Raw genomic sequence first — 21638 nt, 5'->3', positions numbered from 1 at the left:
ATCGACTGCCGCGATCGAACGAGGACCACGCCCCTCGGCGGAACCGCACGGGTTGCGGCGCATGAGCCTTGCTCCGCCCGACTGGTCGCGCATCGACGTCGTGTTGCTGGACATGGACGGCACGATGCTGGACCTGGCCTTCGACAACTATGTCTGGCGCACCGCCGTACCGACGCGGTATGCGGCGGCACGCGGCATCACGCTCGACGCGGCGCGGCGCGAGCTCGAGCCCCGATTCCTGGCGGTGGCGCACACGCTGCCCTGGTACGACCTCGACTACTGGAGCGAGGTCACCGGCGTGGATGTCGCAGCGCTGCACGTCGAGTATCGCGAGCGCATCCGCATCCTCGATGGCAGCGTGGATTTTCTCGACGCCGTGCGCGCCAGCGGGCGCCCGATCTGGCTCGCCACGAACGCGCACACCGACAGCTGGAGGCCGAAGCTCGAGTACACCGGCCTTGCGCATTATTTCGAGCACATCGTGTCGTCGGACGCCGTGCAGGCGCCCAAGGAAGACGCACGTTTCTGGATGGCGCTGCGCGAGCAGCACCCGTTCGATCCGTCCCGTGCGCTGTTCTGTGACGACAGCCTGCCGGTGCTCAACTCGGCGCGCGCGTACGGCATCGGGCAGATCGTGGCGATGCATCATCCGGACACGACGGCGCCGCGAAAAGTCTTCGAGGAGTTCTACAGCGTGGCGCGGTTGAACGAGCTGTTGCCGATCACCATGTAGCCCGGGTGAAACCCGGGATGCCTCCGATCGAATGAGCGATATCCCGCCTCTTTCGCTTCGCGAAATTCAACACCCGGGCTACGGTTGGGTTTTCGCCGCCGCTTCCGCCCGCGCCCTGACCTCCGCCGCACGCAACACGCTCGCCGGCGTGCCGCCGATCGCCCAGTCTTCCGGCGGAATCGTCCAGCATCCGCCGCGCACTGCGGCGCGCTCGGCGCCCAGGATATTCACGACCAGGTCGGTGAAGCCGGTGAGCAGCGCATGCCGTTCGTTCTCGGGTCGGCCCAGCAGCGCGAGGAAGAAGAAGAACGGCGCGGACTTGCCGCCCTGGTTCATCATCACGCCGCCGACCGCGACCTTCGAGGCCTTGTGCTCGTGGATGACCACGCGCACGCGGTCCAGCGGGCTCTTCAGGATCTCGGCGTAGAGCTTGCTCGACTCGACGAGCAGCTTCTCGCACTGGGCGTCGGAGTACTGATTTTCGGTCAGGTGGTATTCGAGGATGGGCATCGTAAGGTCTCCAGAAATTGGTTCGCCGTCGTAGCCCGGACGAAGTCCGGGGCGGTTCCTCGACCGCCGAGCAGAAACCCCGGACTTCGTCCGGGCTACGGAACTAAGGGATCGCCTTGCGACGCCCGGCATCCATGAACAAGGTGCTACCTGCAAGCGCATTCGCCTCCGGCGCGAGCAGCGTCTCGACGGCCCACGCTATCTGCTCGACCGTCGTGAATTCTCCGATCGCCGACTCCTTCCTCATCTGGCCCAGCACTTCGTCCAGGCTGATGCCGTCGCGCGTGGCGCGGGCCGCCGCAAGGCGATGCAGCCGATCGGTGTCGGCCGGGCCGGGTGCGATCAGGTGCGCCGTGATGCCGCGCGCTCCGTAGGCCCAGGACATCTGCTTCACGAGGTTGGTCAGAGCCGCGTTGCCGACACCCGCGGTCGCGGCATAGGGGCTCGGCTCGGAACCGTAGTGGCCACCGATCGCGATCAGCCGCGATCCCGTGGACAGCTTCGCGTCGACCGCACGAACGAGCCGCAGCATGCCGCCCACCTTGATGTTCACGGCATCCACAACAGCCGCGGTCGGCGCTTCGAGCACGCCACCCACCACCGCCACACCAGGGCCGTGCACGACGACGCGCACCGGGCCGTCGGCGGCTGCACGGATCGCTTCGATCGAGGAATCCGACGAGATGTCGGCAGCGCAGGGCACGACGTTCTTGCTGGACGCCACGAGCGAAGCCACGGCCTCTGCCGAACGCGCCACCGCGACGACCTTCAGGCCGCGAGCGGCGAGGCGACGGACGATGACCTGTCCCATTGCGCCGGTGGCGCCGACAACGACGGCGATTTCCTGGGTTGCTGCCATTCGAGGAACTCCTGAATGAAAAATCCCGGGAATTTCCCGGGATTATTTTTCAATAGAACGGGGCCGATAGGCCTCGTTTGAAAGTGATGATCACAACCCGTAGCCCGGACGAAGTCCGGGATCGCGCCTCGCTTCAGAGACCCGAACCCCGGACTTCGTCCGGGCTACGGATTGCTACGGATCGAGCGAAGCTCTTCTAAGTCAGTACCTGCAGGAAACTCTCGCGCACGATGTTGTCCTGCGAGAACGTCGCATGCCCCGCGTCGGTGGTGTCCCAGGTCAGCGTCGGCGTATCCGGGTAGTGCACATAGCCTTCCGCAAAGACCTCGCAGCGATTGCCGGAAGGATCGAAGAAATAGATCGTCGCGCCGCGCGTGATGCCGTGGCGATTGGGCCCTACGTCGATGGGCACGCGGTACTTGCCGAGGCGATCCGCCGCCTTGGTGACGTCGTGCGAGGACTCCAGCCAGAACGAGGTGTGGTGGTACTTGTTCTGCTCGGGCTGCAGCACGAACGCGATGTCGTGCGGCTTGGTCGAGCAGGTCAGGAACATCGCCAGCGGCATCTGCGATTCCTTCTCGACGAAGCGCTCCGACAGATCGAAGTCGAACACTTCCATGAACAGGCGCGCGCTCTCCTGGATGTGTTGTCCGCCCAGCAGCAGGTGGTCGACGCGGTTGATGTGGCAGCCGCGCACGACGCCGTCGTCCGGCGTCACGCCCGGGTTGAGCGTGGGCATCGTGTTGCCGATCTGCTCCTTCTCCGCGTACAGGTGCATCGTGTGCCCGGTGGGCAGCACGAATTCCAGGCGGCGGCCGCTCTTCGGGTACACGCCGGCCGCGATGTGTTTCACCTTGAGGCCGAACTTCTCGATCTTCGGCTCGAGGTCCGTCAGCACCGAATCCGAGCTCACCTTGAACGCGAAGTAATCCATGCCCGGACGATCGGACGGATTCAGGATGATGCTGTGATGGTCATGCTCGTCCCAGCACTTGTAGTAGACCTTGCCATCCGGCCCTTCCATCACTTCGTGCAGGCCCATGATCTCGTCGTAGTGACGGCGTGCCTTCTTCATGTCCATCACGCGGATGCAGACTTCGCCTACCCGCAGCAATCCTCGCAAAGCCATCTCGATTCTCCAGTAGTCCCGCTTGTCTCTTTATATGTACCGCGGCCCGGATGGGCCGGGTGCGATCAGGCCGCGCGCAGCGGCGTGACCTTGTCCGAATTGCCGCCGGGGATCAGCCCGCGTTCCTTGGCCAGGGTCAGCGCGGTGTCCTCGATCATGTCTTCCTGGCCGCCGATCATCTTCTTCTTGCCCAGCTCGACCAGGATGTCGCGCGACGGAATGCCGTACTTCTTGCCCAGCCGTTCGGCATGTAGCAGGAACGTCGAATACACGCCGGCGAATCCGAGCGTCAGCGACGAGCGGTCCACGCGCACGATGTGATCCATCATCGGAAAGATGATGTCCTGCGTCGTGTCCATCAGCTTGAACAGATCGCAGCCGGTGGAGATGCCCATGCGATCGCACACGGCGACGAAGACTTCCGTCGGCGTGTTGCCGGCGCCAGCGCCCAGGCCACCCACCGAAGCGTCGATGCGCGTCGCACCCTGATCGATCGCGGCCAGCGAATTGGCGATGCCCATGCCGAGGTTGTGGTGGCCGTGGAAGCCGATCTCGGTCTCCGGCTTGAGCACGTCACGCAACGCCTTTATGCGCGCCGTCACGTCGCCCGGCAGCATGTAGCCAGCCGAGTCGACCACGTAGACCGTCAGCGCGCCGTAGGACTCCATGAGCTTGCCCTGTTCGGCCAGGCTCTTCGGATCGTTGAGGTGCGCCATCATCAGGAAGCCCGTCGTATCCATGCCGAGCTTGCGCGCGTAGGCGATGTGCTGCGGGCTGGTGTCGGCCTCGGTGCAGTGCGTGGCCACGTGCACGCTGCGCACGCCGTGGTCATAGGCGCTCTGCAGATCCTTCATCGTGCCCAGGCCCGGGATCAGCAGCGCCGAGATCGTGGCCTGCTTCATCTTCGGCACGACGGCGTCCCAGTATTCCTCGTTGCTGTGCGGCGAAAAACCGTGCTGCAGGGACTGCCCACCGAGTCCGGCGCCGTGCGTGACCTGGATCAGCGGCACACCGGCGTCGTCGAGCGCGGTGGCGACCTTGATCATCTGCTCGGTGGAGATCTGCTCGCGCTTGGCATGCATGCCGTCGCGCAGCGCCATTTCGTGGATCAGGACCTTGCGGCCCTGGCGATTGATCACGTGGGTCATCGTCTGTTCCTCTTCTCGTGCTGCTTGATCAGGCGGCCTGCTTCACAGGACGCAGGTTGTAGCGCCCGGCCAGGATCTCGGCGGCGAACATCTCGGCGGTGCGCGCTGCGGCGGCGGTCATGATGTCGAGGTTGCCGGCGTACTTGGGCAGGTAATCGCCCAGACCTTCGACTTCCATCCACACGGCGACCTTGTTGCCGTCGAACACGGGGCCGTTGACCAGCCGGTAGCCCGGTACGTACTTCTGCACTTCGGTGATCATCTGCAGGACCGACTCGGTGATGCGCGCCTGGTCGGGCGCCTCTTCGGTCAGGCAATAGATCGTGTTGCGCATGATCATCGGCGGCTCCGCCGGATTGACCACGATCAGCGCCTTGCCCTTCTTCGCGCCGCCGATCTTCTCGATGGCGCCGGAAGTGGTGAACGTGAACTCGTCGAGATTGGCGCGCGTGCCGGGGCCGATCGACTTGCTCGCGGTGCTCGCGATGATCTCGGCGTACTTCACCGGCTGGATGCGCGACACGCCGTGCACGATCGGAATCGTCGCCTGGCCCGCGCAGCTGATCATGTTGACGTTCATTGCCTGCGCCTCGGCGTGCTGCTTGAGGTTCACCGGCGGAACGCACAGCCCGCCGATGGCGGCCGGCGTCAGGTCGATCATCAGCACGCCGAGCGCGTTGAGCTTGTCCGAGTTGGACTTGTGCACGTAGGCGGAGGTCGCGTCGAACGCGATCTGCACGCCGTCGGCCAGGACATGCGGCAGCAGGCCGTCGACGCCCTTGTCCGTGGTCTTGAGGCCCATGTCACGGGCGCGGACCAGGCCTTCGGACGTCGGATCGATGCCGACCATCCAGACCGGTTCCAGCACCGGGCTGCGCTTGAGCTTGTAGATCAGGTCGGTGCCGATGTTGCCGGGCCCGATGATCGCGCACTTGATCTTGTTGCTCATGCCTTGGCTCCGGCGGTTTCCAATACTGTTGCGTTGTAATCGGTCGGTGCGCCTGCGGCATTCACGGCGGCGCCGTTCGCTGCGAGCCGGTCCTGCGCGGTGACGCCGCCGACCGAGAAGTCCTGCAGCCCCATTTCGTGGATCAGGATGCGCACGGTCTCACGCTTGACGCCGAGAACCGCGACGACCGTGTCGGTCACCTTGGCGGCGAGCTCGCGCTTCATTTCGGTCGTGCGACCTTCGAGCATGTTGAACTGGATGATGGGCATGTGAGCGGGTCTCCTGCAAAAGCGAAAAGATTTGACGCAAAGGGCGCAAAGGAAAAAGAGAGGGCGCAAAGATTTTTATCACGAAGGTTTTCTTTGCGTTCTCTCTTTTTCCTTTGCGTCCTTTGCGCTGAAAGTTTTTGACGTCAAACGAACTTGAACGAAATGCTGCCCATGTCCTGGAAGCGCGCAACCACGTTGTCGCCGCGCGAAACCGGGATGGCCTCGGTAATTCCACCCGTCATGATGTAGCTGCCCGCGGGCAGCGATTCACCGCGCGCCGCGAGATGGTCCGCGAGCATGATGATCGCGTTGGCCGGGTGGTTGAGCACCGCGGCGCTGGCGCCGAGCGCCTGGATCTCGCCGTTCTTCTCGATGACGACGCCGATCGTGCGCAGGTCCACCTTGCGCGGATCGAGCGGACGCCCGCCGGTGACGTAGCGGCTGCTGCTGCAGTTGTCGGCGATCACGCTGACCAGGTCGAACTTGAACTTCTCGAAGCGCGAGTCGATGACCTCGACCGCCGGGATGATGTAGTCGGTGGCCTCGATGACCTGCTCGATCGTCAGGCCCTTGCCCTTGAGTTCGCTCTTGAGCACGAAGGCGATCTCGGCCTCGATGCGCGGGTGGACGAGCTGGTCCATCTCGATCAGGCCGTTCTCGGGCCGCGCCATGCTCGACATCAGGATGCCGAAGCCCGGCACGTCGACGCCCATCTGCTGCATCTTGGCTTTCGACGTCAGGCCGGCTTTCACGCCGACCGGGCGATCGCCGCGCGCGATCCAGCGACGGCGCAGCTCGTCCTGCACCGCGTAACCGTCATCGACGGTCATCGACGGATGCTCGTCGGTCAGCTTGGAAATGGTGTGCGCGTGGTCCTGCGCGTGCAGCACGCGATCGGTCAGCGCCGAAATGGTCTTGGCATCGAGGCTCATTTCACGGCTCCGGAGAAACGCACCGTGCAGGAACCCAGTCCGCCCACGGTGCACTTGAAGGAATCGCCGACCTTGGCCGGGATCAGCATCGACTGCGATCCCGACAGGATCACTTCGCCGGCGAGGAACGGAATGCCCAGCGCGCCCAGCGTGTTGGCCAGCCATACGACGGCGTTGACGGGCCCGCCCTGCACGGCGGCGCCGGCCGCGGTGCTGAACAGCTCGCCGTTGATCTCCAGCACCATGCCCGCGAGTGTGAGATCCAGGTCGGTCAGCTTCTTCTTGTCCTTGCCCAGCATGTAGACGCCGCAGGAGGCGTTGTCCGCCACCGTGTCCTGGATCTTGATCTTCCAGTCGGTGATGCGGGAGTCCACGATCTCGAAGCAGGGCACGACGTAATCGGTGGCGCGGATCACGTCCGTGGCGGTGATGCCCGGGCCCTTCAGGTCACGCTTGAGCACGAATGCCACTTCGGCTTCGGCCTTGGGCTGGATCAGCCCGCCGATCGGCAGGTCCGCGCCTTCTTCGTAGTGCATGCCGGACGTGAGCTGCCCGAAGTCCGGCTGCTTGACGCCAATCATGTCCTGCACGGCCTTGGACGTGACGCCGATCTTCTTGCCGACGATCTTCTCGCCAGCCTTCAGCCGGTGCGAGACGAAGCGCTCCTGGATGCGGTACGCGTGCTCGATGGTGATGCCCTCGGCACGGCCGAGCAGCGGCGCGACCGTGGTGCGCGTCAGGAAGGCGTTGTACAGCTCGTCGCCGTAGTGGTTGATCTGTTCTGGGGTCATGGTGTCAGGCCGTGTTTGGCAAACGCTTTCAACGCGGAGGCGCAGAGGACGTAAAGTGAAGACAAAGCAGGAGCGGGTACCTTTGCGATCTCTGCGCCTTTGCGTTGATAGACTTTCATAGCTTCACGTCACAGCTTCACGCAGATGTTTCGCATCTCGGTGTAGAACTCGAGCGAATGCACGCCGCCTTCGCGGCCGATGCCGCTCTGCTTGCTGCCGCCGAACGGGGTGCGCAGGTCGCGCAGGAACCAGCTGTTGATCCACGTGATGCCGACGTCGACCTTGGCGGCGACGCGATGGGCGCGCGCCAGGTTCGTGGTCCAGATCGTCGTGGACAAGCCGTACTCGGTGGCGTTGGCCTTGTCGATCACCTCGTCCTCGGTATCGAACGGCGAGATGTGGCAGCAGGGTCCGAAGATCTCCTCGCGCACGACGCTCGCGGTCTCGGGCAGGCCGGTCCAGACCGTCGGCTGCACCCAGTTGCCGTTCGCCAGTTCGCCCGCCATCTGCGGCACGCCGCCGCCGGTGACGATCGTGGCGCCCTCGGCCTTGGCCTTGTCGTAGTAGCCCAGCACCTTGCGCTTGTGCTCGTCGGAGATCAGCGGACCCAGGCCCGTGGTCTTCTCCTCCGGTGCTCCGGGCTTCAGCGATTCGGCCTTGGCCTTCATCGCGGCCACGAACTTGTCGAACAGCGGGCGCTCGACGTAGACGCGCTCCGTGCCCAGGCAGATCTGCCCGCAGTTCAGGAACGCCGCGCGACCGATGCCTTCGATCGCCGCATCGAGGTCGCAATCGGCGAAGACGATGCCGGCGTTCTTGCCGCCCATCTCGAACGACACGTTGCGCACGCCGTCGGCTGCCGCCTTCATGATCGCCGTGCCGGTGCGCGTCTCGCCGGTGAACGTGATCGCCGCCACGCCCTTGTGCTTGGTCAGTGCTTCACCCGCGGAGTTCGGGCCGAAGCCGTGCACGACGTTGTAGACCCCCTTGGGCACGCCGACCGCGTTCATCACTTCGCCGAGCAGCGTCGCCGAGGCAGGCGTCTCTTCCGAAGGCTTGACCACCACGGTGTTGCCGCAAGCCAGCGCCGGGCCCACTTTCCAGGTCATCAGCAGCAGAGGCGCGTTCCACGGGCACACCACGGCGATCACGCCCTTGGGCACGCGGATCGCGTAGTTCAGCGCGCCGGCGCCATCGGGCGTCGGCATCATGAAGCTCTCGGTGGGCACGTTCTTCACCACGTCGGCGAAGATCTTGAAGTTGGCCGCACCGCGCGGAATCATCGCGTGCTCCATCATCGATTTCGGCTGGCCGGTGTCGTTCATCTCGGCCTGCACGAAGTCGGCGAAGCGCCGCGTGATCTCGTCGGCGACCTTGTGCAGCAGCTCGGTGCGCTGCTCCACGGTCATCTTGCCCCACGGTCCCTTCATCGCGGCACGCCCGGCGGCCACGGCCGCATCGACTTCGGCCTGCCCGCCCTCGTGGATGTAGCCGACCAGCGCGTTGTCGCTGGGGCGGCGCTTCTCGAAGGTCTTGGCGCTGCCGACGAATTCGCCGTTGATGAAGTGCTTGAACTGTGTCGGTTCCATGTGGTTTCTCGATTGCTAAGCCAGCAGGGCGGCGACGCCGGCCTGCGCACATTCCACGTCCTGCGCCTCGCTGCCACCCGAGACGCCGACGGCTCCGATCAGAGCCTCACCCGCACGCAGCGGGAAGCTGCCGCGGATCATCATGAAGCCGGTCTGCACGATGCCTTCGCGAACGCGCGGCGCTTCCTGCGACAAGGCCTGCTCGACCAGATCGGCCGGCACGCCGATGGACACCGCGGCGTGCGCCTTCTTCGTCGCGATGTCGCCGGAGATCAGGAAAGCGCCCGGCATGCGCGCGAAGCCCGCGAGCGTGCCCGCGCTGTCCACCACGCTGACGCACACCTTGATGCCCAGGCCCTCGGCCTTGGCCAGCGCGGCCTGGATCACGCGGATCGCGGCGGCGTGATGGATGACGGCCTGAGCGACCGACACCGTCGAAGAAGGGGCGTTGCTCATGCGGCGGCTCTCGCGGTAAGGCGGCGGAACAGCGCCGCGGTCGGATCGTTCTGGTCCACGTTCTTGCGACCGAGCACCTTGATCTGCAGATCGCTCCGGGCCAGCAGCTGGCAGGCCAGCACGATGCCCTTGGCGAGATCGCCTTCGCAGACCTCGGCCCGGCTCATCAGTCCGGTTTCGAACTGACCGTCGAGCACCTGCACCCGGCACACCCCGCAGCCTCCGCTGCGACAGCCCACCGTCATGCATTGCTTGCCCGCCGCGCTCATGGCAGCCAACACCGTCTGAGCTTCGCCGCAGGCGAAGTCCAGCGAGGTGTCCGCCACGCGGATCCGGAACGACATCGACGTAGCCCTCGGGTGGGGAAAACGGGCAGAAAAGCATGCCATCCGCATCCCGCGCGGACTTCATGCTGATGGATGAACCTTAGGACCCGCGACGGAGCCGGTCCAATACCTTTGCCGGGCCTTTGCGATACCACCAACGTATCGCTAGCCTGTCCAAATGTTCACTTTCGTACATCCGCGATGAGCCTGGCCGCCGTCGAGTTTCGCCATCTGCGTTATTTCGTGGCCGTGGTCGAACAGCGCAGCTTTCGCGGGGCGGCCCTGCGGCTGCACGTCTCGCAGCCGCCGCTGACGCGGCAGGTGCAGCAGCTCGAGGAAGCCTTGGGGGTGCAGTTGCTGCTGCGCAAGCCGCGCGGCATCGAGCCGACCGATGCCGGGCAGGTCTTCTACGAGGAGGCGCGCAACATCCTGATGCTTACCGAGCAGGCCGCCAGCCGCGCGCAGCTCGCGGGGCACGGCCAGATCGGCCGTCTGGACGTGGGCATCTTCGGGTCCGCCGTGTTCGGCGCGATTCCCCGCATCATCCAGATGTTCCGCGACCGCTATCCGAAGGTCGAGGTCGTGCTGCACAACCTCGATCGCGCGGGCCAGATCCGTGCGCTGCGCGAGCGGCGGCTCACGGTGGGCTTCAACCGCTTCTTCGAGGACGAGCCGGACCTGACCTGGGAAGTGATCCAGACCGAGCGGCTCAACGTGGCGCTGCACCACCAGCATCCACTGGCGACGTCGGCCGGCGTCACGCTGTGTCAGCTCACCGACCAGCCGCTGATCCTGTATCCGCGGGCACCGCGCCCGAGCTTCATCGAGCAGGTGCAGCGGCTGCTGCACCGACGAGGCGTGATGCCGCAGTCGATCCAGGAAGTGGACGACGTGGTGACCGCCGTCGCGCTCGTCGCCAGCGGTTTCGGCCTGAGCCTGGTCACCGATTCGGCCTGCAACCTCAAGCTGCCCGGGATCGTCTACCTGCCGCTGCGCGGCGAGGACCAGGCCACGTTCGACCTCTGCATGATCCACCGCAGCGACGACGAGTCCGCGATCCTGCTGGCCTTCCTGTCGACGGTGCGATCGATGCGGGATTCTTTGACCGTATTGCGGCCCGCGGTCGCGAAGAAAGGAAAGAAGCGCCCGTAGCCCGGACGAAGTCCGGGATTCCCCTCTCTAGATGGCGGGACCCCGGACTTCGTCCGGGCTACGGGTTGCGGGTTGCTCTCGAACGCGTCACGCCCTTCACCGTCGCCCCCCGCTTGGCTCTCGCCGGCGTCGCACCCGCAAGCGGCGCCTTCTCCATCCGCGCCTGCCGTTCCGCCAATGCACCGGGCGACCCTTCGAACCGCGTGTTCGCGTGGTGGATCGGGCCGTCGCAGCAGGAGCATCGCAGCTTGAGCTTGGTGAGCTTCCCGCACTCGGTGTGCCGCACGTAGACCGGGCGCCCCTGCGGCCATTCGCCCCAGCGGTCCGCCCAATCGAGCAGCGCGAACATCACCGGCCACAGGTCGGCGCCTTTCTTCGTCAGGAAGTGCTCGTAGCGGCCCGCGCGATATTCGGTGCGTTCGACGATTCCATCCGCGACCAGTTCGCGCAGCCGCACGCTCAGCAGATGCGGCGAGATTCCGGTGGCGAGCTGCAAATCGTCGAAGCGGCGCGTGCCGAGAAACAGCTCGCGAACGACCATCAGGGTCCACGTGTCGCCGACCACGCCGATGGCGTGGGCGATCGAGCAGTTCTGCGTTGCGATGTCTGGAATGCGCATGCGTTTCTTGACTTCAAAAATTGAAGTGATCTACCTTGAGCGCAGTGGTGCCGGAAAAACGCTGCGCTTCTGGACCGGAATTCTGGGCGATTCGATGCGACATGGTTGCACCGATCGCGCCAGGCGGACACTCGAAGTCGCGACGCTCATCGATGTAGGCGGTGGTCCGCATCCGTCGCGGAGGCCTGCACCCACCGCGCGTCGCCTCGACGCGACGCCGCCTGCAATGGAGAAGACCGCATGTCGTCCGTGAGTTTCTGTTTCGATTACGTCAGCCCCTACGGGTATCTCGCGATCCAGGCCGATCTGTCGCGTCGCAACCAGGCCGCGGCGGACGCCGGTGTCTTCGGCGTGCCGACGTTCGCCGTCGGCGACGAACTGTTCTTCGGCAACGACCGTCTCGAGCTGGTCAAGCAAGCCGTCCTCGGAGTCGCCGCATGAGCAAGCCCATTGCCCTGATCACCGGAGTGGGTCCCGGTACCGGCGCCGCAATGGCACGCCGCTTCGCCGCGGGCGGCTACCGTGTCGCGATGCTGGCGCGTGACGCCAACCGTCTGCATACGCTCCAGCAGGAGATTCCCGACAGCCGTGCGTACACCTGCGATGTGGCCGACGAAGGCCAGATCGATGCCGCAGTGAAGGCAGTCTGGGCGGAACTCGGAGAGCCGTCCGTGTTCATTCACAACGCGGTAGGCGGCACGTTCGGCAACTTCCTCGACATCGATCCGGCTGCGCTCAATCGCAACTTCCAGATCAACACGATGGGCCTGCTGCACTTCGCCCGTCGACTCGCGCCCGCGATGATCGCGGCAGGCGAGGGCGTGATGCTCGCCACCGGCAACACCTCGGCCCATCGTGGCAAGGCGAACTACTCGGCCTTCGCGCCGACCAAGGCGGCCCAGCGCATCCTCGCGGAGTCGATGGCCCGGGACCTCGGCCCCAAAGGCGTTCACGTGGCCTACCTGATGATCGACGCGATCATCGATGTGGAGTGGGCGCGCAAGATGTTTTCCGACAAGCCCGACAGCTTCTTCATCCAGCCGGCCGCGATCGCCGACGAGGCCTGGCACGTGGCGCACCAGGATCGCTCGGCGTGGTCGTTTAACGTCGAAGTGCGGCCGTACGGCGAAACCTGGTGATCCCGGTCCACGCGAATCATCCCTCCAGGAGCGCCCATGAGCGCCGAGCTGCGAATCTTTTCCTACATGCCCAATCCGCGTGTCGCCAAGGCGACGATCGTGGCGCGTCTGTGTGGCATCGAACTCGACGTGCGCGGCGCCGCGCCCAACGAGCTGTCGGACTGGCTGTGGGATTTCGAAGCGCGCCCGCTGTCGGATGAAGACAAGGCGAAGCACGAGCATCTCGTGCGACAGGCCAAGACCGGTTTCACGGCGCGCCTGTTCAAGACCGAGGCTTTCCTCGCGGCGCATCCGTTCGGCACCGTGCCGGCCGCGTTCAGCGCCGACGGCGAGATCGGCATCTTCGAATCGAACAGCATCATGCGGGCGGTGGCGCGCCTGCGCGAAGGACAGCACGGCCTGTACGGCCGCGATGGACTCGGCGCCTCGCGGATCGACAGTTTCCTCGACGCCGGCCTGCTGTTCGCGCGCGACGTGCAGGTCTACGTGCTCGCGATGCGTGGCGGCGCGATTCCAGCGCATGTCCACGCCGGCGTGACGCAGGCGTTTGCGAGCTACATGGCCGGTATCGAACGCGCGCTGTCGGGCGGTCACGGTTTCATCGCGGGCAAGGAGCTGACCTTGGCCGACATCTGCTACGTCACCGAACTCGCGCTGATGCACAACGAGTTCAAGTATCACGAGCTGCTGGCGAAGAATGATCTGCCGGTGTTGCTCACGAATGCGGCACGCGAAACGTATCCGCTCGCGTTCGCTCATTTCGATCGGCTGTGCGCGCACGAGGCGTTCGCGCCGGACATGGGGCCGTACCTGCGTACACTCAAAGCCCCGTAGCCCGGACGAAGTCCGGGGTTCCCCTCGCATACGGAGCGCAACCCCGGGTTTCACCCGGGCTACGGGTGCGCGCTCTCTTCGACCTTCGTCGTCCGGCAGGTATAAAGGCACCTCACCGAAAGAGGTCCGCGGCCACGCACCGCGACGACCCGCCCGGGCGATGGAAGAGAGCCGGACGCAAGAACGATGACGACGACGCAAGGCGCGGGCGATCCGCTGCATCAGCTTTTGTCCCGACCGCTGGTTCCGCTGCGTCCGCACTGGCGTTCGACGCGCCAGCAGAATCTGCTCGCCGAGGCGCGCGCCGTGCAGGCCTCGCACGGCAAGGACGCCTACTGGGAATGGGCAGCCGGGCATCTGCGCTGGATGCAGCCCTGGACCACGACGCGCGAAGGACATTTCCCGAACTTCCGTTACTTCGTCGGCGGACGTCTGAACGTCTGCGACAACTGCGTCGACCGCCACGTCGACGATCCGGCCCGCGCGAACAAGCCCGCGATCATCTGGGAAGGCGAGCCGGGCGAAGTCGTGCGCTGGACGTATGCCGAGTTGCGCGAGCGCGTGGCGCGATTCGCCAACGCGCTGAAGTCGCTCGGCGTGCGGCGTGGCGACGTCGTCGCGATCTATCTTCCGAACCTGCCCGAGTCCTTCGTCGCGGTGCACGCCTGCAACCGCATCGGCGCGGTCTACACGATCCTGTTCGCGGGCTTCTCGCCCGAAGCCGTCGCGCTGCGCCTGCAGGCGGCGCGCGCGAAAGTGCTGGTCACGGCGGACGCTTGCTGGCGTCGTGGCAAAAAAGTCCCGCTGCTCGGCAACGCACGCAAGGCGCGACCTTCAGCACCCGCGCTCGAGACGATCGTCGTCATCGATCGTTGTGCAACGAAACCCGAACTCGATGCCGGCGAAGTCGCGTACGAAACCTTGATGGCCGCACATCCGGCCGATTGTCCCTGCGAGCCGCTGGAGGCCAATGAACCGGCGTTCCTGATCTTCACCAGCGGCACCGAATCCAAACCCAAGGGCGTCGTGCACAGCGCGGCCGGTTTTCTGCTGGGTGCGTGGGCCAACGTGCTTTGGCAGGTCGGGCCCGACGACGCGGACCTGTACTGGTGCGCCGCCGACATCGGCTGGCTCACGTTTCCGATCCATGTCGTCATCGGCGGTCTCGCGCACGGCACGAGCCTGCTCTGTTACGAGGGCGCGTTCGACACGCCGGTGAAGGATCGCTTCTACCAGATCATCGCGCGGCACCAGGTCACGAAGATCCTGAGTGCGCCGACGGCGTTGCGCATGTTGCGATCGCTTGGGGACGAGGCGGCGAGGGCGCAGGACCTGTCGCGACTCAAGCTGATCACCGTGCAGGGGGAGCCGCTGGATCCCGACACGTTCGACTGGACCGTGCAGACGTTCGACGTGCCGGTGATCAACGCCTACGGTCAGACCGAGACGGGCTCGACGTGGACGTTGCCTGTGTACGGCGTCGAGCCGCTCAAGGCCGGATCCTGTGGCACGCCGGTGCCGGGGCACGACTACGAGGTGGTCGACGACACCGGTCAGCCCGTGCCGCGCGGCGTGAAGGGAAACCTGGTGCTCAAGGATCCGTTCCCCACGCTCGCCCGCACGATCTGGGATGACCCGGACCGTTATGTGTCGGCGTACTTCACGCGCTTCCCGGGCCGCTACCAGACCTCCGACGAGGCCATCGTCGATCACGACGGCCACCTGTGGGTGCTGGGCCGTGCCGACGACGTCATCAACGTGGCGGCGCACCGCATCAGCACGATGGAGATCGAATCCATCGTCTGCGCGCAGCCCGGCGTCGCCGACGGCGCGGTGGTGGGCGTCAACGATGCGCTGAAGGGAACGGTGCCAGTGGCCTTCGTGATCCTGCGCGCGGGTGCCGACGTGGCAGCGGTGCAGGCGCAGGTCGACGCGGCCGTCGTCGACGGCATCGGTGCGATCGCAAGGCTCAGCCGGGTCTACGTGTGCAGCGCGCTGCCGAAGACGCGTGCCGGCAAGACGATGCGCCGACTGCTGCGCGAGGCGGCGGAGACGGGGAACATCCGCGGCGACACGACCGGGCTCGAAGACCTCGCGTCGCTAGGGGCGGTGCTGAAGGCTGTGGCGGACGCGTAGCCCGGGTTTCACCCGGGCTACGCGGGTGTCACGATTTCGAGAGCACCTGGTTCGGCGCGCCGAGACCGCCCGCCGTCACGAACTCCTTGGCGCCTTCGATTCCGGGCCAGCGTTCGGGAGTGCAGGTAGGTGCGGTCGAGGATGATCTTGTTGTCCTTGTCGAACGTCAGGATCGCGATCCGCGGCCGTAGAAGCCGGGCTGTGCGCGGGCTTGGTAGCTGGGACGATGCCGGGGGTCTCCCGCGCCTTCGACGAATGTTTCTCGCTGGCCGCGGAACTCCGCGGGGCAAGCGGTACTCCCTGCTTGATGTGGCGCCATCCCCGACTCCGGCTCGCCTTCCTCGGCCTCGTCCTCCTCGTAGGACAGTTGCTGGAGGTTGCGCACGCCTACGAGCACCCGGCGCTGTCGGAACACCCGGTCTGCCAGATCTGCCTGCTCGGCCAGGGTCTGGATTCGGGTGCGCCGGCGCCGACGATCGCCGCGCTTCCGGTTTTTGCGCTGGATGCGCCCACGGCGCTCGAACTGCCCGCGGCCATCCGCATCCAGCGCGTCTCGGCCCATCGTTCCCGCGGTCCCCCTCTCGTCCTCGCTTGAAAGCGCCGTAGTTCCGCGCGTCGCCGGCTCGTGCCGGTGACGCGGCCTGCTTTCGCTGTTCCTGCGACGAGGATCCGATGTCCACCTTCCGCTACGCCCGATTCGGGGCGGCGCTCCTTGCGAGCGCGCCCCTGGCTGCGCATGCCGCTGCCGAACCCCCACCCACGCCCGCCGAACTCCAGCAACTGCGCGACGAGCTTCGCGCGCTGAAGTCCGATTACGAAGCCCGCCTCCATGCACTGGAGGAACGCCTCGAGCACGCCGAGTCGTCGCGGCAAGCGGTTGCCGAAGCGGCGCCCGCGCCGGCCGTCGCCACCGCGAGCGCGCCGTCGGGCGCAGCCTTCAATCCGAAGATCAGCCTGATCCTCGATGGCGGTTACGCCGACTACAGCCGGTCGCACCGCGAGCCGGACGTGGCCGGATTCCTGCTCGGCGATGAAACCGATCCGCGGCCCTCGGGGCTGTCCCTCGGAGAAACCGAACTGGCCGTCGAGGCCAACGTCGACCAGAGTTTCCACGCATGGACGACCTTGTCGGTGGCGCCCGAAGGCGGCATCGGCGTGGAAGAGGCCTACATCAACACGCTGGATCTTCCGGACGGCTTCTCGGTGAAGTTCGGACGCTTCTTCTCCGACATCGGCTACCAGAATCATCAGCACGCGCACGCCTGGGAATTCGTCGATGCACCGCTGGTGTATCGAGCGATGCTCGGCACGCAGCTCGGTGACGACGGCGTGCAGCTGCGCTGGCTGGCGCCGACCGATACGTTCTTCGAAGTGGGCACCGAGCTGCTGCGCGGCGCCTCGTTCCCGGCCGGCGGCGATGGCCGCAACGGCATCAAGGCCATCACCGGCTTCGCGCACCTGGGGGGCGACGCGGGACTCGATGGTTCCTGGCGCCTCGGGCTTTCGCATCTGCGCGCGGACGCCAACCGTCGTCCGACCGGCGACGAAGACGAACCCGCGCTGACGTTCGACGGCAAGAGCGACCTGACGATCCTCGACGGCGTCTACAAGTGGGCGCCCAACGGCAACGCGACGGTACGCAACGCCGTGCTGCAGGGCGAGTACTTCTTCCGCCACGAGCACGGCGAACTCGTGGCGGATCCGGACGGCAGCGCGGACCTGAGCCGTTACCGCGGCGACCAGCAGGGCTTCTACGTTCAGGGCGTCTACCAGTTCATGCCGCGCTGGCGCGTCGGCCTGCGCTACGACCGACTGTTCGCCGACAACGACGTGGCGAACGCCGTGCCGGACAGCGCACTGGATCGCCTCGCCGACGACGGTCACGACCCGCAGCGCTGGAGCCTGATGACGGATTTCTCCAACAGCGAGTTCAGCCGTTTTCGCCTGCAGCTCAGCCGCGACGTATCGCGCCCGAATCACATCGAGGACGACCAAGTCTTCCTCCAATACATCCTGAGCCTGGGTCCGCACCCGGCGCATCAGTTCTAGGAGTTCGTTCCCATGAAGAAACTCATTGCAACGCTTCTGCTCGGCGCCGCCGCGCTGACATCCGTTCCGGCCAGCGCAGCGCTTCGTGTGTTCGCCTGTGAACCCGAGTGGGGCGCGCTGGCGAAGACGCTGGGTGGCGACGACGTCGGCGTGTACGTCGCCACATCGGCGCTGCAGGACGTGCACCAGATCCAGCCCAAGCCCAGTCTGATCGCGCAGTGGCGGCAGGCGGATCTCGCGGTCTGCACCGGCGCGGAACTCGAGATCGGCTGGCTGCCGGCGCTGGCGGAGAAGGGCAACAACCCGAAGGTCGCGCCGGGTGCGCCCGGCTACTTCGAAGCAAGCCGATCGGTGCAGATGCTCGAAGTGCCGACGCGGCTCGATCGCTCCGATGGCGACGTGCATCCGCAGGGCAATCCGCACATCCAGACCGATCCGCGCAACATCGCGAAGGTGGCGCGTGCCCTGACGGACAAGCTTGTGGAGGTCGATGCCGCGCATGCCGATGGCTACCGCGCACGCTACGACGCCTTTGCGAAATCCTGGGCGACGGCGGTGCAGGGTTGGGAGACACGCGCGGCGCCGCTGCGCGGCGTGGCCGTCGTCAGCGCGCACAAGTCCTGGGCTTATCTGTACGCTTGGCTCGGCATCCGCGAAGTCGCCGCGCTCGAATCCAAGCCCGGCATTCCGCCCAGCGGCGCGCACCTGCAGGAGGTGCTCGACACGCTGAAGACGCAGCCCGCGAAGATGGTCGTCTACGCCGCGTACCAGGATCGCCGGCCGGTGGAGTGGATGACCGGGCGCGCGGGCATCGCGTCGGCGCAGTTGCCGTTCTCGCCCGGCGGTGCGGACGGCACCGACGAGCTGACCGGCCTGTTCGACGTCACGATCACGCGCCTGCTCGATGCGCTCGCGGGCAAGTCTTCGTGAGCGCCGGGACCTGGGGATTCGATCTGTCGCTGCTCGGTGCGCCGCTGGTCGCGGGCCTGCTGGTCGTGGCCACGCATGTGCTGCTGGGTCGCCGCGTGCTGGAGCGCGGCATCATCTTCATCGACCTGACGATCGCGCAGGTCGCGGCGCTGGGCGTGATCGCGGTGGGGCTGATCGAAGTGGATCACGTCGACGGCTGGCTCACGCAGTTGGCAGCGGGTGTCGCGGCGCTCGTCGCCGCGTCGTTGCTGACGTGGACCGAGGGTCGCTTCCGCAAGCTGCAGGAAGCGCTGATCGGCAGCCTGTACGTGGTGTCGGCCAGTGCGGCCCTGCTGTTGCTGGCGCGCAACCCGCACGGCGCGGAGCACATGCAGGAGCTGCTGGCCGGGCAGATCCTGTGGGTCGGCACGGCGCAGCTGTGGCCGGTGGCGGTGCTGTATGCCGGCGTGCTCGGCCTGTGGTTCGTGTTCGCGCGGACGCGGCCGAAGGCGTTCTACTTCCTGTTCGCGCTCACGGTGATGGCATCGGTGCAGCTCGTCGGCGTGTACCTGGTGTTCGCGAGCCTGATCCTTCCGGCGATCGCGACGTCGGGGCTCGACGAGCGACGCGGGCTCTGCGTGGGCTACGGCCTGGGCGCTGCGGGTTACGCGCTGGGCCTGTGGCTTTCGGTGCCGCTGGATGTGCCGGCAGGGCCGCTGATCGTGTGTGTGCTGGCGGCGTTGATGATCGGCACGGCGATTGTTCGGAGACTGTCGTAGCCCGGGTGAAACCCGGGATCCCCCTCGAATATCGAGCGCAACCCCGGGTTTCACCCGGGCTACTTCAAGGATTCAGGATCGTCATCCTGACGGATACCCACGCCTACGGTGGTGAAGCAGGGCTCAGCCCTGCTTCACGATCCACTCGCTGATCCGCGCCCACTGCTGCTTGAGCGTTTTGGCGCCCATGAACAGGCCGATGTGCCCGCCCGGTGCCAGCTCCTTGCGGATCTGCGACTTGGGCGTGCCCACGAGATTCTCGGCGTTGAACACCTGCTCCGGAGTCGTGATGTCGTCGTCCGAACCCGCGAGCAGATACACCGGCACGGTGATGGTCTTCAGCGAGATGCGCTCGCCGAGCGCCACGAACTCGCCACGCGCCAGGCGGTTGAGCTTGAACAGGTGCTTCACCGCTTCCAGGTACATGCGGCCCGGCAGGTCGACGACGTGCTCGTACCAGCGCGAGAAATGTCGCGCGCGTTCCACGTACTGCGGGTTGGTGATGTTGTCGAACAGGTCGATGTACTTGCCCCAGTAATGCTCGTCCGGGTGCATGTTCTTCCAGCCCTGCAGCATGAAGCGGCCACGCATGCGTCCGCCGCCCATCGCGACCAGCGAGCGATAGAAGTTGAACGGCGTGCGCTGCGCCATCTTCGTCACCGGGCCATGACCCGCGTGCGTGTCGATCGGCGCACCGGCGAGCACCAGTGACACCGCCTTGCCGGGGAAGCGCGCGGCGTGCATCGCCGACAGCCAGCCGCCCTGGCACAGGCCGACGAGATGCGCGCGGCCGCCGACGGCATCGATGGCGTCGTTGAGGTCGGACAGATATTTGTCGATGCCGAAGTTGCGCATCTCGTGCGTCGCGCTCTTCCAGTCGGTGACGTACACGCGCTTGCAGCCGCCCGCCTTCAAGGTCTGCACCAGGCTCTGGCCGTCGGCGTAATCGGCGATCGTCGACGGATGGCCGGCGTACGGCGCATCGATGATCACCGGGATGGCATCGGCCGGCGCATCGGCGTCGGAGAAGTCGCGCAGCAGCATCGTCTGCGACTCGAACGCCAGCGTGTTCGGCGTCACCCAATCCGGATAGTCCGGGAACGTGATCGAGCGGGCGGCCCGCACATAACTGACCCAGTCCTTGGGCAGGTTCGTGCCGCGCTTGCGGATCTGGCGCGCCCACTCCACCGGCCAGTAGGCGGGTATGGCGAGCAGGGCTTTCTGGAAATTGGTGCGTTCGACCACGGGGGTAGGGCTCATCGACGACCTTGGGACATGGAAATAAAGGAATACCGCAAAGGCGCAAAGGTAAAAGAAAGGGCGCAGAGAAAAGCCTCGCAAGAAAATCTTTGCGCCCTTTCTTTTACCTTTGCGCCTCTGCGGTGAAAACCCATCTAGGCGGAACCAGATTCATCCGCATGCATCGCCGCGCTCCACGGCCTGCGATGCTCGGACTTGGTCTGCACCGCGTTCTCGCCTTCGAGGAAATCGCGGACGAGGTCGGCGGTGATCTGCGGCTGTGCGATGACGAACAGATGCCCTTCGTCCAGCACTTCGAGCCGCGAATTCGGAATCAGCTTGGCCAGGATGTGGCCGTTGAGCGGCGGGCAGATCGGATCATCGGCGCCGGCCAGCACCAGCGTCGGCTGGCGCAGCCGCCAGACCCACAGTGCGCTGGTCCATCCGGTGATCGCGTTGAGCTGCAGCAGGTAGCCCGCGCGGCTCGGCTTGCGGATGCGCGAGGCGTAGTCGCGCGTCAGCGCCTTGTCCCAGCGGAAGCGTCCGCCGTAGAGGCGTCCGGCCTCGCGTTCCATGTAGCCGGGTTTGAGATAGCGCTGCGGGCTCAGCAGTTTCCAGAACACCGACGGCGACGCGGGCCAGGCCAGCGGCGAGCCGGCCATCGTCGCGCACAGCACCAGGCGACGGCAGCGGCTGGGCGCGGTGTGCGCGAACTGCTGCGCCAGCGCGCCGCCCCAGGAGACACCGATCACGTCGGCGCGCTCGTGTCCCATCTTCTTGAGCACGTGCACGGCCAGGCGCGCCACGGTGCTCATGCGATACGGATACGGCGGCAACGTCGAGCCGCCGATGCCGGGCATGTCGAAGCTGATCACCTCGACGTCGCCGAGTGCGGCGACGAAGGGCGTCAGCAGCTCGAAGTTTCCGCCGATGCCGTTGAACAGCAGGATCGGCGCCGGCGTCGATTTGCCGGGCCAGTGCGCCACGCGCAGGGTCATGCTGCCGACGCGCACTTCCTTGAGCAGCAACGAGCGCGGGGGCGGATGCAGGGGATCGGGAGCGTTCAAGGCAGGGGCGGGATCTGGCGGGAG

At 66.0% G+C, this 21638-nt stretch carries 25 protein-coding genes; 11 read left to right on the top strand and 14 right to left on the bottom strand.

Features of this window, described 5'->3' with window-relative positions; all coding sequences use genetic code 11:
- The first annotated feature begins 61 nt into the window (after positions 1 to 61).
- Positions 62 to 733 carry a GMP/IMP nucleotidase gene (gene yrfG / locus DFR24_RS14570; RefSeq protein WP_133882122.1) on the top strand — a complete coding sequence of 224 codons (672 nt, stop codon included), beginning with the start codon at positions 62 to 64 and terminating at the stop codon, positions 731 to 733.
- Positions 734 to 811: 78 nt separating this feature from the next.
- Here yrfG and DFR24_RS14565 read toward each other — a convergent pair whose 3' ends face one another.
- From DFR24_RS14565 to DFR24_RS14515, 11 genes are all read right to left on the bottom strand, one after another.
- Positions 812 to 1243 (bottom strand): tautomerase family protein, encoded by a 432-nt coding sequence (locus tag DFR24_RS14565; RefSeq protein ID WP_133882121.1) that lies wholly within the window; start codon positions 1241 to 1243, stop codon positions 812 to 814.
- Between the two features lie 103 nt (positions 1244 to 1346).
- On the bottom strand, positions 1347 to 2102 hold the full coding sequence (locus DFR24_RS14560) for an SDR family oxidoreductase (protein ID WP_133882120.1): 756 nt from the start codon (positions 2100 to 2102) through the stop codon (positions 1347 to 1349).
- Positions 2103 to 2298: 196 nt separating this feature from the next.
- A complete protein-coding gene (locus tag DFR24_RS14555) occupies positions 2299 to 3231 on the bottom strand; it encodes a catechol 2,3-dioxygenase (protein WP_133882119.1) in 933 nt (310 codons plus the stop codon).
- Between the two features lie 65 nt (positions 3232 to 3296).
- The gene (gene dmpG / locus DFR24_RS14550; RefSeq protein ID WP_133882118.1) at positions 3297 to 4379 is read right to left on the bottom strand and encodes a 4-hydroxy-2-oxovalerate aldolase; all 1083 of its coding nucleotides are present in this window, start codon (positions 4377 to 4379) and stop codon (positions 3297 to 3299) included.
- A gap of 28 nt (positions 4380 to 4407) precedes the next feature.
- On the bottom strand, positions 4408 to 5328 hold the full coding sequence (locus DFR24_RS14545) for an acetaldehyde dehydrogenase (acetylating) (RefSeq protein ID WP_133882117.1): 921 nt from the start codon (positions 5326 to 5328) through the stop codon (positions 4408 to 4410).
- Positions 5325 to 5666 (bottom strand): tautomerase family protein, encoded by a 342-nt coding sequence (locus DFR24_RS14540; RefSeq protein WP_281280174.1) that lies wholly within the window; start codon positions 5664 to 5666, stop codon positions 5325 to 5327. Before DFR24_RS14540 ends, DFR24_RS14545 begins: the two co-directional genes overlap by 4 nt.
- Before the next feature lie 74 nt (positions 5667 to 5740).
- A complete protein-coding gene (gene dmpH, locus DFR24_RS14535) occupies positions 5741 to 6529 on the bottom strand; it encodes a 2-oxo-3-hexenedioate decarboxylase (RefSeq protein ID WP_133882115.1) in 789 nt (262 codons plus the stop codon).
- On the bottom strand, positions 6526 to 7320 hold the full coding sequence (gene dmpE, locus DFR24_RS14530) for a 2-oxopent-4-enoate hydratase (RefSeq protein ID WP_133882114.1): 795 nt from the start codon (positions 7318 to 7320) through the stop codon (positions 6526 to 6528). Before dmpE ends, dmpH begins: the two co-directional genes overlap by 4 nt.
- 128 nt (positions 7321 to 7448) lie before the next feature.
- Positions 7449 to 8909, bottom strand: a complete 1461-nt coding sequence (locus DFR24_RS14525; RefSeq protein ID WP_133882113.1) for a 2-hydroxymuconic semialdehyde dehydrogenase — start codon at positions 8907 to 8909, stop codon at positions 7449 to 7451.
- A gap of 15 nt (positions 8910 to 8924) precedes the next feature.
- A complete protein-coding gene (locus tag DFR24_RS14520) occupies positions 8925 to 9365 on the bottom strand; it encodes a GlcG/HbpS family heme-binding protein (RefSeq protein ID WP_133882112.1) in 441 nt (146 codons plus the stop codon).
- Positions 9362 to 9709, bottom strand: coding sequence for a 2Fe-2S iron-sulfur cluster-binding protein (locus tag DFR24_RS14515; protein WP_133882111.1), 348 nt, complete (start codon positions 9707 to 9709; stop codon positions 9362 to 9364). The genes DFR24_RS14520 and DFR24_RS14515 overlap by 4 nt, the downstream gene beginning before the upstream one ends.
- A 183-nt stretch (positions 9710 to 9892) precedes the next feature.
- Between DFR24_RS14515 and DFR24_RS14510 the strand changes: the two genes are divergently transcribed.
- Complete coding sequence (locus DFR24_RS14510) at positions 9893 to 10843, top strand: LysR family transcriptional regulator (RefSeq protein ID WP_133882110.1); 951 nt, start codon at positions 9893 to 9895, stop codon at positions 10841 to 10843.
- A gap of 58 nt (positions 10844 to 10901) precedes the next feature.
- On the opposite strand, the gene DFR24_RS14505 is transcribed toward DFR24_RS14510, so the two are convergent.
- Positions 10902 to 11462 (bottom strand): winged helix-turn-helix transcriptional regulator, encoded by a 561-nt coding sequence (locus tag DFR24_RS14505; RefSeq protein WP_133882109.1) that lies wholly within the window; start codon positions 11460 to 11462, stop codon positions 10902 to 10904.
- Here DFR24_RS14505 and DFR24_RS14500 point away from each other — a divergent pair.
- The 9 genes from DFR24_RS14500 to DFR24_RS14460 all read left to right on the top strand — a co-directional run bounded on the left by DFR24_RS14500 (position 11461) and on the right by DFR24_RS14460 (position 19308).
- Positions 11461 to 11715: a hypothetical protein gene (locus DFR24_RS14500; protein ID WP_133882108.1), complete on the top strand. Its 255-nt coding sequence runs from the start codon at positions 11461 to 11463 to the stop codon at positions 11713 to 11715. The genes DFR24_RS14505 and DFR24_RS14500 overlap by 2 nt on opposite strands.
- Positions 11703 to 11903 carry a DsbA family protein gene (locus DFR24_RS14495; protein WP_133882107.1) on the top strand — a complete coding sequence of 67 codons (201 nt, stop codon included), beginning with the start codon at positions 11703 to 11705 and terminating at the stop codon, positions 11901 to 11903. The genes DFR24_RS14500 and DFR24_RS14495 overlap by 13 nt, the downstream gene beginning before the upstream one ends.
- Entirely contained in the window at positions 11900 to 12601 is a 702-nt protein-coding gene (locus DFR24_RS14490; RefSeq protein ID WP_133882106.1) for an SDR family NAD(P)-dependent oxidoreductase, read from the top strand. The genes DFR24_RS14495 and DFR24_RS14490 overlap by 4 nt, the downstream gene beginning before the upstream one ends.
- A 36-nt stretch (positions 12602 to 12637) precedes the next feature.
- Positions 12638 to 13435, top strand: a complete 798-nt coding sequence (locus DFR24_RS14485) for a glutathione S-transferase family protein (protein ID WP_133882105.1) — start codon at positions 12638 to 12640, stop codon at positions 13433 to 13435.
- 186 nt (positions 13436 to 13621) lie between these two features.
- The gene (locus DFR24_RS14480; protein ID WP_133882104.1) at positions 13622 to 15571 is read left to right on the top strand and encodes an AMP-binding protein; all 1950 of its coding nucleotides are present in this window, start codon (positions 13622 to 13624) and stop codon (positions 15569 to 15571) included.
- A 307-nt stretch (positions 15572 to 15878) separates the two neighbouring features.
- Positions 15879 to 16166: a hypothetical protein gene (locus DFR24_RS14475; RefSeq protein WP_133882103.1), complete on the top strand. Its 288-nt coding sequence runs from the start codon at positions 15879 to 15881 to the stop codon at positions 16164 to 16166.
- A 77-nt stretch (positions 16167 to 16243) separates the two neighbouring features.
- The gene (locus DFR24_RS14470) at positions 16244 to 17620 is read left to right on the top strand and encodes a hypothetical protein (protein ID WP_133882102.1); all 1377 of its coding nucleotides are present in this window, start codon (positions 16244 to 16246) and stop codon (positions 17618 to 17620) included.
- Positions 17621 to 17632: 12 nt separating this feature from the next.
- On the top strand, positions 17633 to 18550 hold the full coding sequence (locus tag DFR24_RS14465; protein ID WP_133882101.1) for a metal ABC transporter substrate-binding protein: 918 nt from the start codon (positions 17633 to 17635) through the stop codon (positions 18548 to 18550).
- A complete protein-coding gene (locus tag DFR24_RS14460) occupies positions 18547 to 19308 on the top strand; it encodes a metal ABC transporter permease (protein ID WP_133882100.1) in 762 nt (253 codons plus the stop codon). The genes DFR24_RS14465 and DFR24_RS14460 overlap by 4 nt, the downstream gene beginning before the upstream one ends.
- Positions 19309 to 19431: 123 nt before the next feature.
- Here DFR24_RS14460 and DFR24_RS14455 read toward each other — a convergent pair whose 3' ends face one another.
- Positions 19432 to 20568: an alpha/beta fold hydrolase gene (locus tag DFR24_RS14455; protein WP_133882099.1), complete on the bottom strand. Its 1137-nt coding sequence runs from the start codon at positions 20566 to 20568 to the stop codon at positions 19432 to 19434.
- A 134-nt stretch (positions 20569 to 20702) separates the two neighbouring features.
- Positions 20703 to 21614 carry a poly(3-hydroxyalkanoate) depolymerase gene (gene phaZ / locus DFR24_RS14450; RefSeq protein WP_210772308.1) on the bottom strand — a complete coding sequence of 304 codons (912 nt, stop codon included), beginning with the start codon at positions 21612 to 21614 and terminating at the stop codon, positions 20703 to 20705.
- Between the last annotated feature and the right edge of the window lie 24 nt (positions 21615 to 21638).

The sequence above is a fragment of the Panacagrimonas perspica genome (assembly GCF_004364935.1).
GTDB classification, from domain to species: Bacteria; Pseudomonadota; Gammaproteobacteria; order Nevskiales; family Nevskiaceae; genus Panacagrimonas; species Panacagrimonas perspica.
Note: the sequence above shows the minus strand (reverse complement) of the source record. Positions and strands in the feature narration are given on the sequence as shown.

Coding starts and splice junctions, on each gene's coding strand:
- yrfG (WP_133882122.1), top strand. CDS start 62: ATGAGCCTTGCTCCGCCCGACTGGTCGCGCATCGACGTCGTGTTGCTG.
- DFR24_RS14565 (WP_133882121.1), bottom strand. CDS start 1,243: ATGCCCATCCTCGAATACCACCTGACCGAAAATCAGTACTCCGACGCC.
- DFR24_RS14560 (WP_133882120.1), bottom strand. CDS start 2,102: ATGGCAGCAACCCAGGAAATCGCCGTCGTTGTCGGCGCCACCGGCGCA.
- DFR24_RS14555 (WP_133882119.1), bottom strand. CDS start 3,231: ATGGCTTTGCGAGGATTGCTGCGGGTAGGCGAAGTCTGCATCCGCGTG.
- dmpG (WP_133882118.1), bottom strand. CDS start 4,379: ATGACCCACGTGATCAATCGCCAGGGCCGCAAGGTCCTGATCCACGAA.
- DFR24_RS14545 (WP_133882117.1), bottom strand. CDS start 5,328: ATGAGCAACAAGATCAAGTGCGCGATCATCGGGCCCGGCAACATCGGC.
- dmpH (WP_133882115.1), bottom strand. CDS start 6,529: ATGAGCCTCGATGCCAAGACCATTTCGGCGCTGACCGATCGCGTGCTG.
- dmpE (WP_133882114.1), bottom strand. CDS start 7,320: ATGACCCCAGAACAGATCAACCACTACGGCGACGAGCTGTACAACGCC.
- DFR24_RS14525 (WP_133882113.1), bottom strand. CDS start 8,909: ATGGAACCGACACAGTTCAAGCACTTCATCAACGGCGAATTCGTCGGC.
- DFR24_RS14520 (WP_133882112.1), bottom strand. CDS start 9,365: ATGAGCAACGCCCCTTCTTCGACGGTGTCGGTCGCTCAGGCCGTCATC.
- DFR24_RS14515 (WP_133882111.1), bottom strand. CDS start 9,709: ATGTCGTTCCGGATCCGCGTGGCGGACACCTCGCTGGACTTCGCCTGC.
- DFR24_RS14510 (WP_133882110.1), top strand. CDS start 9,893: ATGAGCCTGGCCGCCGTCGAGTTTCGCCATCTGCGTTATTTCGTGGCC.
- DFR24_RS14500 (WP_133882108.1), top strand. CDS start 11,461: ATGCGTTTCTTGACTTCAAAAATTGAAGTGATCTACCTTGAGCGCAGT.
- DFR24_RS14505 (WP_133882109.1), bottom strand. CDS start 11,462: ATGCGCATTCCAGACATCGCAACGCAGAACTGCTCGATCGCCCACGCC.
- DFR24_RS14495 (WP_133882107.1), top strand. CDS start 11,703: ATGTCGTCCGTGAGTTTCTGTTTCGATTACGTCAGCCCCTACGGGTAT.
- DFR24_RS14490 (WP_133882106.1), top strand. CDS start 11,900: ATGAGCAAGCCCATTGCCCTGATCACCGGAGTGGGTCCCGGTACCGGC.
- DFR24_RS14485 (WP_133882105.1), top strand. CDS start 12,638: ATGAGCGCCGAGCTGCGAATCTTTTCCTACATGCCCAATCCGCGTGTC.
- DFR24_RS14480 (WP_133882104.1), top strand. CDS start 13,622: ATGACGACGACGCAAGGCGCGGGCGATCCGCTGCATCAGCTTTTGTCC.
- DFR24_RS14475 (WP_133882103.1), top strand. CDS start 15,879: ATGTGGCGCCATCCCCGACTCCGGCTCGCCTTCCTCGGCCTCGTCCTC.
- DFR24_RS14470 (WP_133882102.1), top strand. CDS start 16,244: ATGTCCACCTTCCGCTACGCCCGATTCGGGGCGGCGCTCCTTGCGAGC.
- DFR24_RS14465 (WP_133882101.1), top strand. CDS start 17,633: ATGAAGAAACTCATTGCAACGCTTCTGCTCGGCGCCGCCGCGCTGACA.
- DFR24_RS14455 (WP_133882099.1), bottom strand. CDS start 20,568: ATGAGCCCTACCCCCGTGGTCGAACGCACCAATTTCCAGAAAGCCCTG.